14 protein-coding genes are annotated in these 14,207 nt (G+C 69.6%); 8 read left to right on the top strand and 6 right to left on the bottom strand.

The annotated features are described in order from the left end of the window. Positions 1-179 precede the first annotated feature (179 nt). The 5 genes from ACFYP5_RS03295 to ACFYP5_RS03275 form a co-directional block, all read right to left on the bottom strand. Entirely contained in the window at positions 180-938 is a 759-nt protein-coding gene (locus tag ACFYP5_RS03295) for a succinate dehydrogenase iron-sulfur subunit (RefSeq protein ID WP_389029888.1), read from the bottom strand. Beyond that, positions 938-2,698 carry a succinate dehydrogenase flavoprotein subunit gene (gene sdhA, locus ACFYP5_RS03290; RefSeq protein WP_389029885.1) on the bottom strand — a complete coding sequence of 587 codons (1,761 nt, stop codon included), beginning with the start codon at positions 2,696-2,698 and terminating at the stop codon, positions 938-940. Before sdhA ends, ACFYP5_RS03295 begins: the two co-directional genes overlap by 1 nt. A gap of 29 nt (positions 2,699-2,727) precedes the next feature. Then, complete coding sequence (locus ACFYP5_RS03285) at positions 2,728-3,204, bottom strand: succinate dehydrogenase hydrophobic membrane anchor subunit (protein ID WP_030914525.1); 477 nt, start codon at positions 3,202-3,204, stop codon at positions 2,728-2,730. A 5-nt stretch (positions 3,205-3,209) separates the two neighbouring features. Then, the gene (gene sdhC / locus ACFYP5_RS03280; RefSeq protein ID WP_078852596.1) at positions 3,210-3,590 is read right to left on the bottom strand and encodes a succinate dehydrogenase, cytochrome b556 subunit; all 381 of its coding nucleotides are present in this window, start codon (positions 3,588-3,590) and stop codon (positions 3,210-3,212) included. Positions 3,591-3,833: 243 nt separating this feature from the next. Continuing rightward, on the bottom strand, positions 3,834-4,361 hold the full coding sequence (locus ACFYP5_RS03275; protein WP_389029882.1) for a 2-oxo-4-hydroxy-4-carboxy-5-ureidoimidazoline decarboxylase: 528 nt from the start codon (positions 4,359-4,361) through the stop codon (positions 3,834-3,836). Between the two features lie 320 nt (positions 4,362-4,681). On the opposite strand from ACFYP5_RS03275, the gene ACFYP5_RS03270 reads away from it, so the two are divergent. The 5 genes from ACFYP5_RS03270 to ACFYP5_RS03250 all read left to right on the top strand — a co-directional run bounded on the left by ACFYP5_RS03270 (position 4,682) and on the right by ACFYP5_RS03250 (position 10,132). Continuing rightward, positions 4,682-6,286: a family 20 glycosylhydrolase gene (locus tag ACFYP5_RS03270; RefSeq protein WP_389029879.1), complete on the top strand. Its 1,605-nt coding sequence runs from the start codon at positions 4,682-4,684 to the stop codon at positions 6,284-6,286. A gap of 212 nt (positions 6,287-6,498) precedes the next feature. Continuing rightward, the gene (locus ACFYP5_RS03265; protein ID WP_389029876.1) at positions 6,499-7,197 is read left to right on the top strand and encodes a DUF4328 domain-containing protein; all 699 of its coding nucleotides are present in this window, start codon (positions 6,499-6,501) and stop codon (positions 7,195-7,197) included. A 169-nt stretch (positions 7,198-7,366) separates the two neighbouring features. Continuing rightward, positions 7,367-7,945, top strand: coding sequence for a hypothetical protein (locus ACFYP5_RS03260; RefSeq protein WP_389029873.1), 579 nt, complete (start codon positions 7,367-7,369; stop codon positions 7,943-7,945). Positions 7,946-8,243: 298 nt separating this feature from the next. Next, on the top strand, positions 8,244-8,966 hold the full coding sequence (locus ACFYP5_RS03255) for an RNA polymerase sigma factor (RefSeq protein ID WP_389030727.1): 723 nt from the start codon (positions 8,244-8,246) through the stop codon (positions 8,964-8,966). Next, a complete protein-coding gene (locus ACFYP5_RS03250; protein ID WP_389029870.1) occupies positions 8,966-10,132 on the top strand; it encodes a hypothetical protein in 1,167 nt (388 codons plus the stop codon). Before ACFYP5_RS03255 ends, ACFYP5_RS03250 begins: the two co-directional genes overlap by 1 nt. Positions 10,133-10,320: 188 nt before the next feature. Here the strand turns inward: ACFYP5_RS03250 and ACFYP5_RS03245 are convergent, their stop codons facing one another. Next, positions 10,321-11,220, bottom strand: a complete 900-nt coding sequence (locus ACFYP5_RS03245; RefSeq protein ID WP_389029869.1) for a L,D-transpeptidase family protein — start codon at positions 11,218-11,220, stop codon at positions 10,321-10,323. 221 nt (positions 11,221-11,441) lie between these two features. Between ACFYP5_RS03245 and ACFYP5_RS03240 the strand changes: the two genes are divergently transcribed. The 3 genes from ACFYP5_RS03240 (at position 11,442) to ACFYP5_RS03230 (ending at position 14,203) form a co-directional block, all read left to right on the top strand. Next, positions 11,442-13,022 (top strand): methylmalonyl-CoA mutase, encoded by a 1,581-nt coding sequence (locus tag ACFYP5_RS03240; RefSeq protein ID WP_389029866.1) that lies wholly within the window; start codon positions 11,442-11,444, stop codon positions 13,020-13,022. 72 nt (positions 13,023-13,094) lie between these two features. Beyond that, positions 13,095-13,772: a leucine efflux protein LeuE gene (leuE, locus tag ACFYP5_RS03235; RefSeq protein WP_389029863.1), complete on the top strand. Its 678-nt coding sequence runs from the start codon at positions 13,095-13,097 to the stop codon at positions 13,770-13,772. Positions 13,773-14,041: 269 nt separating this feature from the next. Continuing rightward, entirely contained in the window at positions 14,042-14,203 is a 162-nt protein-coding gene (locus ACFYP5_RS03230) for a hypothetical protein (protein ID WP_389029860.1), read from the top strand. Positions 14,204-14,207: the final 4 nt, after the last annotated feature.

Raw genomic sequence — 14,207 nt, 5'->3', positions numbered from 1 at the left:
TTCCCCGCTCTCGATCAAGCTTGCGCGCCCCGCGCCTTGCTGCGCCGGGGGCGGCGAACCGGTGTCCGGTTCCGCACGACCGTACCGTCAAGCCTCGAGGAGCGCAGCAAGAGACCCCGCTTCCCGCGGCGTTGGCGCGGAAAAGCGGGGCCTCCAGTGCAACTGGTGCAGCCGAACGGTCAGAAGCGGCGCGTGATCAGGGCGCGCTTCACTTCCTGGATCGCCTTGGTGACCTCGATGCCACGCGGGCACGCGTCCGTGCAGTTGAAGGTGGTGCGGCAACGCCACACACCATCACGGTCGTTGAGGATCTCCAGGCGCTGCTCGCCGCCCTCGTCACGCGAGTCGAAGATGAAACGGTGCGCGTTGACGATCGCCGCCGGGCCGAAGTACTGGCCGTCGTTCCAGAACACCGGGCACGACGAGGTGCACGCGGCGCACAGGATGCACTTGGTGGTGTCGTCGAACCGCTCGCGGTCCTCGGCGGACTGCAGACGCTCGCGCGTCGGCTCGTTCCCCTTGGTGATGAGGAACGGCATGACATCACGGTAGGCCTGGAAGAACGGGTCCATGTCGACCACGAGGTCCTTGAGGACCGTGAGGCCCTTTATGGCCTCGACCGTGATCGGCTTCTCCGGGTTGATGTCCTTGATCAGCGTCTTGCAGGCGAGCCTGTTCTTGCCGTTGATCCGCATCGCGTCGGAGCCGCAGATGCCGTGCGCGCAGGAGCGGCGGAACGTCAGCGTCCCGTCGATGTCCCACTTGATCTTGTGAAGGGCGTCGAGAACACGCTCCTTCGGGTCGATCTCGATCTGGAAGTCCTGCCACTGGGCCTCGTCGGAGACCTCGGGGTTGAAGCGGCGGATCCGGAAGGTGACCGTGATGTACGGGGAGGCGGCGGACTCCGCCTCCACCTTGTCCAGAGTCGGGGTTGCCATCAGTACTTACGCTCCATCGGCTGGTAGCGGGTCTGGACGACCGGCTTGTAGTCGAGCCGGATCGACTCGGTGCCATCGTCGGCGACCTCGCGGTACGCCATGGTGTGGCGCATGAAGTTGACGTCGTCGCGGTTCGGGTAGTCCTCGCGGTAGTGACCGCCGCGGGACTCCTTGCGGGCCAGCGCGGAGGTCGCCATGACCTCGGCCAGGTCGAGCAGGTTGCCCAGCTCGATGGCCTCCAGGAGGTCCGTGTTGAACCGCTTGCCCTTGTCCTGGATGGACACGTTCAGGTAGCGCCTGCGCAGCTCGGCGATCTTGTCGACGGCCGTCTTGATGGTCTGCTCGGTACGGAACACCATCACATTGGCGTCCATGCACTCCTGCAGCTCCAGACGGAGCGTCGCGACCCGCTCGGAGCCCGTCGAATTGCGCAGTCGTTCGACCTGGTCGACGACCAGCTGCGCCGGGTTCTCGGGAAGCTCGACGAAGTCGTTCTTCGCGGAGTACTCGGCGGCGGCGATGCCCGACCGGCGTCCGAAGACGTTGATGTCGAGCAGCGAGTTGGTGCCCAGACGGTTGGCGCCGTGCACGGAGACGCACGCGACCTCGCCGGCGGCGTACAGGCCCGGGACGACGGTGGTGTTGTCGGCCAGCACCTCGCCCTGGACGTTGGTCGGGATGCCGCCCATGGCGTAGTGCGCGGTCGGCTGGATCGGGATCGGGTCCGTGTAGGGCTCGATGCCGAGGTACGTACGCGCGAACTCGGTGATGTCCGGGAGCTTCGCGTCCAGCTGCTCCGGCGGCAGGTGCGTGAGGTCGAGGTAGACGTGGTCGCCCTCGGGTCCGCAGCCGCGGCCCTCACGGATCTCCGTGTAGATGGAGCGGGACACGACGTCACGGGACGCGAGGTCCTTCATGACGGGCGCGTACTTCTCCATGAAGCGCTCGCCGTCCTTGTTGCGGAGGATGCCGCCCTCACCACGGGCGCCCTCCGTCAGCAGGATGCCCATGCGCCAGATGCCCGTCGGGTGGAACTGGAAGAACTCCATGTCCTCCAGCGGCAGACCGCGGCGGTACGCGGCGGCCTGGCCGTCACCGGTCAGGGTGTGGGCGTTCGACGTCACCTTGAAGAACTTGCCGGTGCCGCCGGAGGCGAAGATGATCGCCTTCGCCTGGAAGATATGGATCTCGCCGGTCGCCAGCTCGTACGCGACGACGCCCGCGGACTTCTTCAGCCCGGTCTCGGGGTCCTCCTGCAGCAGCAGGTCAAGGACGTAGAACTCGTTGAAGAACTCCACGCCCTCCTTGACGCAGTTCTGGTACAGCGTCTGGAGGATCATGTGGCCGGTGCGGTCCGAGGCGTAGCAGGACCGGCGGACCGGGGCCTCGCCGTGGTTACGGCTGTGGCCGCCGAAGCGACGCTGGTCGATCTTGCCCTCGGGCGTGCGGTTGAACGGCAGGCCCATCTTCTCCAGGTCGAGAACGGAGTCGATGGCCTCCTTCGCCAGGATCTCGGCGGCGTCCTGGTCGACCAGGTAGTCGCCACCCTTGATGGTGTCGAAGGTGTGCCACTCCCAGTTGTCCTCCTCCACGTTGGCGAGCGCGGCGGCCATGCCGCCCTGCGCGGCGCCCGTGTGGGAGCGGGTCGGGTACAGCTTCGTGAGCACGGCGGTACGGCTGCGCTTCGTCGACTCGATGGCCGCGCGCATGCCGGCGCCGCCGGCGCCGACGATGACGGTGTCGTACTTGTGGATCTGCATGATTTCCTCTGGTCCCTCTGGCCCGGCGCCTAGCGGATGTTCGGGTCGAAGGTGAAGATCACCAGCGTGCCCAGCAGGACGGTGAACACCGTGGCGGTGTACAGGAGCATCTTCAGCCAGAAGCGGGTGTTGTCCCGTTCGGCGTAGTCGTTGATGACCGTACGGAGGCCGTTGGCGCCGTGGAGCATGGCCAGCCACAGCATCGCCAGGTCCCAGACCTGCCAGAACGGCGAGGCCCAGCGGCCCGCCACGAAGGCGAAGCCGATCTTGGAGACGCCACCGTCCAGCACGAGCTGGATCAGCAGGTGGCCGATGACCAGGACGACAAGAACGATGCCCGACAGGCGCATGAAGAGCCAGGCGTACATCTCGAAGTTGGTGCGCGAAGCCTTGGGGCTCTTGCCCGTCCGCTTACGCGGGGGCTCGATGACCGGGGCCGGATGGTCGACGTCGTAGAGGCTGACGCCTTCGACGGAGCCGATCGCGGCGGAGGACTCGGTGGACATTGGCCTCAGCTCCCGAAGACTTCGCGTACGGCGTGGCCGAGGACGGGGTACAGGGCCCCGACCATCAGCACGACCCAGATACCCACGGCGGACCAGAGCATCTGCTTCTGGTAGCGCGGGCCCTTGGCCCAGAAGTCCACGGCGACGATGCGGAGACCGTTCAGCGCGTGGAAGAGAATTGCGGCCACCAGGCCGTATTCGAGGAGCGCGACGATCGGCGTCTTGTACGTGGCCACGACGTCGTCGTAGGCCTCGGGGGAGACGCGGACGAGAGCGGTGTCCAGGACGTGTACGAACAGGAAGAAGAAAATGAGGACACCGGTGACTCGATGAGCCACCCAGGACCACATGCCTTCCCGGCCGCGGTACAGCGTTCCAGCCGGCACGGAAGAACCCTCCGGGAGCGGGGATTGGGGTCGGCCGGCTTGACTGTCGGTCTGACCCGGCCGGGTACGGTCCACCGGCCCCGGCCATCGTAGCGACGGTTTGTCGGTTCGTTCGCGCGGGGGCCTCTGGTGTGATCAAAGTGGCAATCAAACAGGCACGGACGGGCTAGGGCCGCTCGTTCGGATCATGCTGGGCTCGCAGGGTCCGGCACGCACACGAAAGACCCCAGGAGTGTCCGGCCTTCAGGGCGTGTCCGCCGGGTCCTTGTCCGTCATCAGCTCGATGATGCGGCCCCGCGCCAGTCTGCGCATCTCGTCCGCCGTGACCACCCGCTCCTCGTCCGGCTCGTGGCCCAGCCTGGCCCGGATGCCGGCCAGAACCTGGTCCGGGTGCTCGGAAGGCAGGAAGGCGTCCAGGCAGATCACGAAGACATGGCCGAAGCGGCACTCGTACGCGGCATGCGCGGCGCTCAGCGCGAGATGTGCGGACGGGTGCGCGGCGTGATGCAATCCAGGGGAGTCCTCGGCGGCGAGCGCCTCCGCGAGATCGGCCGGGGCCAGGTCGTATCCCGCCTCGTCGGCTGCGGCGAGCAATGCGCCCAGATCGGGATACGGGCGGTGGGCGGCCAGTCGCTGTGCCCAGCGGTGACTGCCGAAGCAACCGAGCAGGGCCGCTTCGGCGGCGGCGAGTGATGCGGTGTTGAACCGGTCCAGGCCGCGGGACGGGGCGCTGAAGCGGGCCGGGGCCGGACGGCTGTTCTGGACGGGCACGGCGGGCCGGACATCGTGTTGCGGCGGTGGTTCGGGGAGGCCGGCGTGGGACTCGCTGGGCCTGGACAGCGTGGGCTCCTCGGATCATCGGCATCTGTGGCCCTGGGGTGGCGGAACGGGAGAGACCAGGGGATGCGGGGTGAGGGAGAGATGAATGTGATCCAACGCTAGCGAGGCTGGGTAACGGCCGTCCGACGGATGCGCGAATATCACCCGGAAGTGAGAGTTTCGGAATGCCCGATGGACGAATCCCCGAGGAGAATGCCCGGCTATCTCCATTCTTTTACCCGATTGACCCCTATACCGGAGGTTTCTGACCGATGTCGCCCTCACGCGGTGCGCTCGTGGCCGGCGCCGCCCTCACCGCGGCGGCCGCGGTGACGATCACCTTCGTCGTCTGGCCGGACGTGTCCGACACCGGACGCCAGGGTGGGACGGCCGTGGCCAGCACGCCGTCGCACACGTCCCCTTCGCCGACCCGTAGCTACCCGCTCTCCACCGCACCCCGCACCATCCCCGCCGTACGCGAACACATCGCCGCCCGGGGCCCCGGCTGGAAGCCGGGGCCGGACAGCTCCGTCGTGATCGGCGGCGGCAGCGGGGCGCTCGCGGACGAGGCGCAGCTGCTCGCCGAGGAGCTGAAGATCCGTTACCGGGGCGCCGTCCCCGCCCGTGCGGGCGATGTCGAGCTGGCCCTCGGAACTTCCGGCAAGGGCGCCCCCGAGTCGTACACCCTGAAGACCCACGACGGACGGGTCACCATCACCGGCCCTGACCAGGCGGGTGTCTTCTACGGAACCCGCACCCTCAAACAGTCGCTGCGCGCGGACGGCACCATGCCCGAGGGGGAGGTGCGCGACCGCCCCGACCGGCCGCAGCGCGGGCTCAACCTGGACATCGCGCGCAAGTACTACAGCGTGGGCTGGATCGAGGACCGGCTGCGCGAGATGGCCGACCTCAAGCTCAACCAGCTGGGTCTGCACTTCTCCGACGACCAGGCATTCCGGATCGAGTCCGACACCCACCCCGAGATCGTGTCGCCCGAACATCTCACCAAGGCGGAGGTCCGCCAGATCCTCGCCCTCGCCGGCCGGCTGCACATCGATGTCGTGCCCGAGATCGACTCCCCGGGCCATCTCGGCGCCGTCCTGCGTGCCCACCCCGAACTCCAGCTGAGCAACACGGCGGGCGTGCGATCGACCGGGTCGATCGACATCTCCCGTCCCGACTCGGCAAAACTCATCGACCAGCTGATCGGCGAGTTCGCGGAGCTCTTCGGTGGCAGGTACTGGCATCTCGGCGGCGACGAATACCGCGCGCTGACGGTCCAGGACCCCGCCGTCTCGTACCCGCAGCTGCAGCGCGCCGCCCAGCTGAAGTACGGCTCGGCGGCAGGCATCAAGGACCTCGCCACCGGATGGCTCAACGACCGGGCGGCGGTGGTGCGCCCGCACGGTCTGCAGCCCAAGGCCTGGAACGACGGCTTCTTCCGCGACGGAATCGTCCGGGCCGACAAGGACATCGAGGTCGAGTACTGGACGGGCAAGGAGTACGGCGCCCGGCCGCCGGAGGAGTACCTGAACGAGGGCCGCCGGGTGGTGAACCTCAACGACGAGTTCCTCTACTACGTGCTCGGCCAGCCCAATCAGTTCGTCTATCCGACGGGGAAGCGGATCTACGAGCAGTGGACGCCGCTCGTCCTGCGCGGCACCCGGCCGGTGCCGGCCCGCTACTCGGGTCAGATCCTGGGCGGCCGGTTCGCGGTCTGGGGCGACCTGCCGCGGGCGCAGACCCCGGCCCAGGTGGCGGCGGGGATCCGGATGCCACTGCGGGCCACGGCCCAGAAACTCTGGGATCCGCGGAAACCGGCGCTGACCTGGAATCAGTTCCAGGCACTCGCCGGGACGATCGACAAGACGGGCTGAGCGGGCCGTACCGGATACCGATGGACATCACGGGGGGCCGGGGCTACATTCCGCTTGCCGTGCGCTCCGGGGGAGAGACGCGCGTTCTTGCGGAAAGATCAGAATTCTGGGGGGTCCACTTCATGCTGTGCTCAACCTGCCGTATCAGACCGCCGGTCACCGCGCAGGGGCTCTGCATCCTCTGCGCCGGGCCGGCCGAGGCCTCGGCGCCGATGCCTGCGGCTCCGCCCTTCGCGTCGCCGCAGCAGCAGTTGCGCTCACCCGACGGGCTCGCGAAGGCCGTCGTCATCCTGCTCGTGGTCTCCGCCGCGGCCGACCTGCTCGCCGTGCTCGCGGGGCTGAACATCCGCAGTCTGCTCGGCGATGCGCTGGACAGCGGCCTCGCGACGCTCGACGACGGCGAGGCGGATCGTGCCGACAACCTGTACGCGGCCTCAGGGGTCCTCCAACTCCTGGTGATGCTGGCCACCGGCGTCGTCTTCATCCTCTGGTTCCGGCGGGTACGGCTGAACGCCGAGGTGTTCGACGCGAGCATGCAGCAGATGAAGCCCGGATGGGCGGTCGGCGCCTGGTTCGTCCCGGTCGCCAACCTGGTGCTGCCGCGTCGGATCGCGGGTGGCATCTGGACCGCGAGCGCACAGACCCACACCGACGGCAGCTGGCGCTCGGTTTCCACGACTCCGGTCAATCTGTGGTGGGGGGCCTGGGTCTGCTCGTCGGTCTTCTCCCGGTACGCCTCCCAGCAGTACATGAAGGCGGAGGAGGCGCAGGAGGTCATGGACGCGGCCGGCCGGATGCTGGCTGCCGATGCGTTCGGCATCGTGGCGGCGGTCTTCGCGATCCTCTTCGTGCGCAAACTGACCCGGATGCAGGGCGAGCGGGCGGCACTGGGCGTGTATCCACTCAGCTGAGGACGAACCGGCTGAGGGCCGGTGGTGGACGAACCCCCGTTGGAGGGTGCGATTTCGGACTCCAACAGTGACGATTTCGAGCCATTCGACGCTGTAAGCGGTATGCGGCAGCGGCAAGCGCCGCGTCCCCGTGCACCCGTACGGGGACAGGCCGACGGGGGAGAAGCCGATGAGCCTGCTGGAACTGATCGCCGCCGCGGACGAGCGGGCACTGGTCGCGAGCGGGATCGCCTGCCTCGACCGTTGCCTGCCGCAGCCGGCGGAGGGCGCCGACCCCGACCCCCTGCGTCCCCTCTGGGCGGGCTGCGCCGACGGCGACGAATGGGCGGACCGTCTGGCCGAGGCCCGCGCGGCGCTGAACGACGTGCCGTCCGGGTCGGACGGGACGGTGCCGGCGATGCGGAAGCTGCTCAGTGAAGCGCCTGCGGAGCGGACGGATCCGGGGCTGCGGGCCTGGGCGGACGCCTGCTCGCTCCTGGCCCTGCAGGTCCACCTCGGACAGGACGCGATGCCCGCTGCCGGGGACGATCTGCTGCGGCGCTGCCGCCAGGACGGTCCGACGGGGGCCGGGCCGCTGGTCGCCGGGGAGGTGCGCCGGCAGATCCGGATCCTGGAGATGCTGGCGGAGACCGCGGGGGCTTCCCCCGCGGGGGCGGGGCTGCGCCAGGCGCTCGGCGTCTCGACCGAGGGGCAGCGGGTGCTCCGCGCGGCGACGTCGCGGCGGGTGCGTGGGCGCGGGCCGGCGTGATCGATCCCGCTCGGGCGACGGAGTGCCGTACGTACTCGCGAAGTTGACGAGGACGACCGGGGCCGCCACCCCCCACAGGAGAGGCCCCGGTCGTCTTCCGCAGGGCCGCATGGCGACCCCGTACTCATCTCAGCGCCGCGACTGCGTTTTCTGTCACACCGCTCGGTGTCCGTGAAAGGTTGCGGGTTGTACAAGTCATGGACGCGACCCCCGCGAAGGACGTAGCGTGCTGAGTCGCGCAGGGTGGCGCGGCAGTGGTGACCAGCTGCGATTCAGGACAGCAGGGCGGGTTGAGGGAGTGCTGGGGGACGACGCGGAGCTGACCGCCGCGGTGCTCGCGGCACAGGACGGGGACGAAGACGCCTTCCGTACTGTGTACCGCGCAGTGCAGCCGCGGCTGCTGGGCTACATACGGACGTTGGTGGGTGAGCCGGACGCCGAGGACGTGGCGTCCGAGTCCTGGCTGCAGATAGCGCGGGACCTCGACCGGTTCAGCGGCGACGCCGACCGGTTCCGGGGGTGGGCGGCGCGCATAGCCCGTAACCGCGCCCTCGATCATCTGCGGATGCGTGGCAGGCGCCCCGCGGTCGGTGGCGACGAGACGGAGCTGTCCGAGAAACCGGCCGAGTCCGACACCGCCGACGAGGCGATGGAGGCCCTGGCCACCGGCCGCACCATGTCCCTCATCGCCCAGCTGCCGCAGGACCAGGCCGAGGCCGTGGTGCTGCGTGTGGTGGTCGGCCTGGACGCGAAGAGTGCGGCGCAGACGCTCGGCAAGCGGCCGGGGGCGGTTCGTACGGCTGCGCACCGCGGGCTGAAACGGCTGGCGGAACTGCTCCACGCCGACAGCGGCGAGACCGGCACGAACGGCGACGGGCGCGGCGTTTCCCACCCGCACGGGAGCGCGGCAGGAAAGGCGGTGGAGCTCGATGCCGTACCCGCGCAGCGCGTCTCGCGCACCGGACTGACGGCGTCCGCCGGTGTGACGCATTCGCGTCCGTGGACGCAGAGGAACATGTGATGGCCGACGAACAGTACGAATGGCTTGACAAGGACGCGGCGGAGAGATTGCTCCGCGGCGAACCGGTCGATCCCGTCGGCAGTCACGCGCGTACCGAGGCCGCACGGCTCATGGCCGCGCTGGCCGCCGCCCGTGGAGCCCGTCCGGCCGACGGCGAACTGCCGGGTGAGGCCGCCGCGCTGGCCGCCTTCCGTGCAGTGCCGCGTGCCGCCCGTACGCGGGGACGGTCCGAGACACAGGCGGCGCAGGCGGCGGGGTACGCCACGCAGAGCAGCGAGCCGGGGCGGCCGGAGCAGATGGGGCAGCCAGGACGAGGTGTGCATCCCGGACCGCCCGAGACGCTCGGAGCGATCCGTATCGGACCCGCCTCCTCTGCCCGGTCCTCCTCGTCGTTCTTCGGCCCCGCAGGCGGTGGCGTGCGTCCGCGGCGCTGGCGACGGTCCCTCCACTTCGGTCTTGCCGCTTCCCTCGCGGGCTTCGCCCTCGGCGGGGTCGCCGTCGCCGCGGGCACGGGCGTGCTCCCGGGTCCGTTCGGCGGGCACGCCGACCCGTTGCCCGCCTCCTCCGTATCGGCGCCCGCCTCCCCGGGGGAGCTGGGATCCGGGCCCACGACCGACGAGACGCCCGTCCCGCCGCCGGCTTCCCCGGGCCCGGCCACCTCCCCGGACCTCGCCGGCCCGTCCGCCTCCGGCGACGGAACCCGCAAGGGCGACGACGGTGCGAACGACGCGGACGGCCGGGGCGGCACGGACGGCGACGGCCAAGGGGAAGACGTCGACGCCGCCCCCCGTTCCGGTGACGGGACCTCCCGCGACAGCACCTCCGGCGGCGGCCGGGACGGGACGTCCGGCAAATGGCTGGACCGGACCGTCAGGGCCTGCCGCGACTACCGCGACGGCGACCTCGACGCCGACCGCAGGCGCCGCCTCGTAGTGATGGCCAGGGGCGCCGGCAACCTGGGCCGGTTCTGCAAGCGCGTCCTGGAGCGGCCCGACGGAGACGGCGGTTACGCGCAACAGGGCAGCGGCGACGGCAGCGGAACCGGCGAGGACACGGGCGACGACGGCCCGGACGCGGTCCGGTCGCTCTGGTTCAAACCCGCCGCTGCGACGCCGTCGGCCCCCGCGCTCGCGGCCGCCCCGGGCACCACTGCGTCGACTCGCTGAGCCGCGCCGGCCGCTCCGCTGCCACCGGGTGTGACATTTTCCGAGCCGTCGGCGCAGTACAGAGTGAGCCGACTGGTCATCGGCAGCGCACAGAGCCGGGGTTCCCCCCGTACCTTCGGCTCAGCGCACCTGGCGCGGGCGGGACACGTTCCCCCGGTCCCGCCCGCGCCCCCTTCCCCTCTTCGTCCTCACCAGTAGATGACGACCTTGTCGCCGGTGCGGACCTGGTCGAAGAGTGCGGCGATCTTCCCCTCGTCACGGACGTTCACACACCCGTGGGAGGCGCCGCTGTAGCCTCGGGCCGCGAAGTCCGCCGAGTAGTGCACGGCTTGGCCGCCGCTGAAGAACATCGCGTACGGCATGGCCGTGTGGTAGATCGTCGACACATGGTGCCGGGACTTCCAGTAGATGGAGAAGGTGCCCTCGCGGGTCGGCGTGTACTGCGAGCCGAACCGTACGTCCATCGTCGAGACGACATGGCCGTCGATCATCCAGGACAGGGTCCGGCTGTTCTTGCTGATGCAGAGCACCCGGCCGGTGAGGCAGCGCTTGTCGGGCTCGGCGACGGGGCGGGAGGCCGGCGGGTTCAGCTCGGCGGCCGTCGGCTTCCGGGTCATGCCGAGCAGCTTCTGCCAGGTGAGCGTGTCCGTCCTGCCCGTACGGGACAGTCCGCGCTTGCCCTGGAAGGACTGCACGGCGGCGACGGTGAGGGTGCCGTAGTAACCGGTGGGGGTGCGGTCGAAGTGGCCGATCTGACGGAGCCGGGCCTGCAGTTCCCGTACCTGCTTGCCCTGGGAGCCGGTCGCCATCAGCGTCTTCCCCTGCGGGTCGGGCTTCGGCGTGGCGGACGGTGTCGGTGAGGCCGCCGGCTTCGATGCGGTCTCGGCGGGCTTGGCGTCGTCGCTCGCCGGTGCGGAGGTCCTGGGCGGTGACGACGTGGCCGCCGGGGACCCGTTGGCGGGCTGCGCCTTGCAGCCCGCGGTGGTGACCGTCAGAGCGACGAGGGCGACGGCAGCCACCGCTGCACCGCCCGGGCGCCTTGCTGTCCGGCCAATCGTCCCTGCACCGTGCCCGGTTCTGTGTGTCATCGTCGGCCCCCTGCCTCCTTCGGTACCTGTTGGGACGAATTCCCGCTCTGCTCGGTTGCCAAAGCCCGCGCATGATGGTGAGTGCGGTGGGGAAGGCCGTAGGACGCACCTTGTGAGCAAGGTCCCAGCCCGTGCCTCTCCATGGGTCGCACGCCCGCCGCTACAGTCCGTCGCGAGGGTCGTTGGTTACCAGTAAGTAGCTCCAGCGGGAGGCACAGCAGATGACGCGCGAGTCGGAGTCGGGACTGCCCATCGAGCCGGTGTACGGGCCGGACGCACTCGACGGGTGGAACGCCGACGACAAACTGGGCGAGCCGGGCGCCTACCCCTTCACCCGTGGTGTCTACCCGTCGATGTACACCGGCCGGCCGTGGACGATGCGTCAGTACGCCGGGTTCGGCACGGCCTCCGAATCGAACGCCCGCTACAAGCAGCTGATCGCCAACGGCACGATGGGCCTGTCCGTCGCCTTCGACCTGCCCACCCAGATGGGCCATGACTCCGACGCGCCGATCGCGTCGGGAGAGGTCGGCAAGGTCGGGGTGGCTATCGACTCGGTCGAGGACATGCGGGTCCTGTTCGGCGGGATCCCGCTCGACAAGGTCTCCACCTCGATGACGATCAACGCGCCCGCCGCGCTGCTCCTCCTGATGTACCAGCTGGTCGGCGAGGAGCAGGGTGTTCCGGCCGACCGGCTTACCGGCACCATCCAGAACGATGTCCTGAAGGAGTACATCGCCCGCGGCACGTACATCTTCCCGCCCAAGCCCTCGCTGCGGCTGATCGCCGACATCTTCAAGTACTGCAAGGCCGAGATCCCGAAGTGGAACACCATCTCGATCTCCGGCTACCACATGGCGGAGGCCGGTGCCTCGCCCGCGCAGGAGATCGCGTTCACTCTCGCGGACGGCATTGAGTACGTCCGTACGGCCGTCGCGGCCGGCATGGACGTCGACGACTTCGCCCCACGTCTCTCCTTCTTCTTCGTCGCCCGTACGACGATCCTCGAAGAGGTCGCCAAGTTCCGTGCCGCCCGCCGGATCTGGGCCCGGGTGATGAGGGAGGAGTTCGGTGCGAAGAACCCCAAGTCGCTGATGCTGCGCTTCCACACCCAGACCGCGGGCGTCCAGCTGACCGCCCAGCAGCCCGAGGTCAACCTGGTGCGCGTCGCCGTCCAGGGGCTCGGCGCGGTTCTCGGCGGTACGCAGTCGCTGCACACCAACTCGTTCGACGAGGCGATCGCGCTGCCGACCGACAAGTCCGCGCGGCTGGCCCTGCGCACCCAGCAGGTCCTGGCGTACGAGACGGACGTCACGGCCACCGTCGACCCGTTCGCCGGTTCGTACGTCGTCGAATCGATGACCGATGCCGTCGAAGCCGAGGCCAGGGACCTGATGCTCAAGGTCGAGGACATGGGTGGGGCGGTCAACGCGATCGAGCGCGGCTTCCAGAAGAGCGAGATCGAGCGCAGCGCCTACCGGATCGCCCAGGAGACGGACAGCGGGGAGCGCGTCGTCGTCGGCGTCAACCGCTTCCAGCTCGACGAGGAGGAGCCGTACGAGCCGCTCCGCGTAGACCCGGCGATCGAGGCCCAGCAGGCGGCCCGGCTGGCGAAGCTGCGCGCCGAGCGCGACCAGGGCGCGGTCGACGAGGCGTTGGGCCGGCTGAAGAAGGCGGCCGAGGGGACGGACAACGTCCTCTACCCGATGAAGGACGCACTGGCTGCGCGGGCGACGGTCGGCGAGGTGTGCAACGCGCTGCGGGAGGTGTGGGGGACGTACGTGCCGACGGACGCGTTCTGATCCGTCGGCACGGTCACCGGGCGGGAACATCGGCCGAGGGGAGTGTCGTACCCGCGTGCGACACTCGTTCTCATGCTGGGTGTCACTGATCTTCCGACCTACCTCGTCGGCCTTGTTCTCATCGTTCTGCTGCCGGGGCCGAATTCGCTGTACGTGCTCTCCGTCGCCGCCCGCCGCGGTGTGCGGACCGGGTATGTGGCGGCGGCCGGTGTGTGGACCGGTGACACGGTGCTGATGACACTGTCCGCGCTCGGCGCCGCCTCCCTGCTGCAGACCACGCCGGTGCTCTTCGCCATCGTCAAGTACGCGGGCGCGGGCTATCTGACCTGGCTGGCGATCGGCATGCTGCGGGCCGCGGTGTCCATGTGGCGCGAGCGGCACCGGCAGATCGCCGAGCTGACCGACGACGCGGCCGGACCGGACGGGGCGAAGACGGCGGCCGGGACGGTGGAGCGGCCGTACCGGCGGGCGCTGGTGGTGAGCCTCTTCAACCCGAAGGCGATCCTGTTCCTGATCTCCTTCTTCGTGCAGTTCGTCGACCCCGGGTACGCCTATCCGGCGCTGTCCTTCCTGCTGCTGGGCACACTGCTGCAGATCGCCAGCTTCCTCTACCTGTCGACGCTGATATTCGGCGGCACCCGGCTGTCCGCCGCGTTCCGCCGCCGCAAGCGGCTGTCGGCGGGCGCGACTTCGGCTGCCGGTGTGCTGTTCCTCGGTTTCGCGGCGAAGCTCTCGCTCAGCAGCGTGTGAGGCGGGCGGGCCGGTTCACCGGTGCCACGCGCCGTCGCCCACGTTGCGGATCTTGCGCTGCGGGAGCATGAGGGCGCGTACGTACTCCTCGCCGGGGATCTCCCGGCGGACCCCCGCGCTCGCCCTTCCACGGCCTCGAACACGGGAACCCAACCGCGCCCGGAGCCGAGGCCGAGCGGTGCCAGATATGCGCCGAGCGCACCTCGGTGATGTCGTCCACGTCGAGATGGGTACGGGCGGCGACCAGAGTGCGTACACCCTCGACGGAGGTGTCCGGCTCGCCCTCCTTGAACTGCGCCACCAGCTGGAAGTCCGCCGTGCCGGGCAGCGGGCAGAGGGTGACGAAGCCCGCGGCCCACTACGAGGAACGGTTCGAGGACGGCCTGCGGCTGATCGTCGCAGGGATCGAGGCACCGTACGGGGTGCGCTGATCCG

This window comes from Streptomyces sp. NPDC005262 (assembly GCF_042872425.1).
In the GTDB taxonomy this organism is placed as follows: Bacteria; Actinomycetota; Actinomycetes; order Streptomycetales; family Streptomycetaceae; genus Streptomyces.
This window is presented reverse-complemented; position numbering and strand designations above follow the sequence as displayed.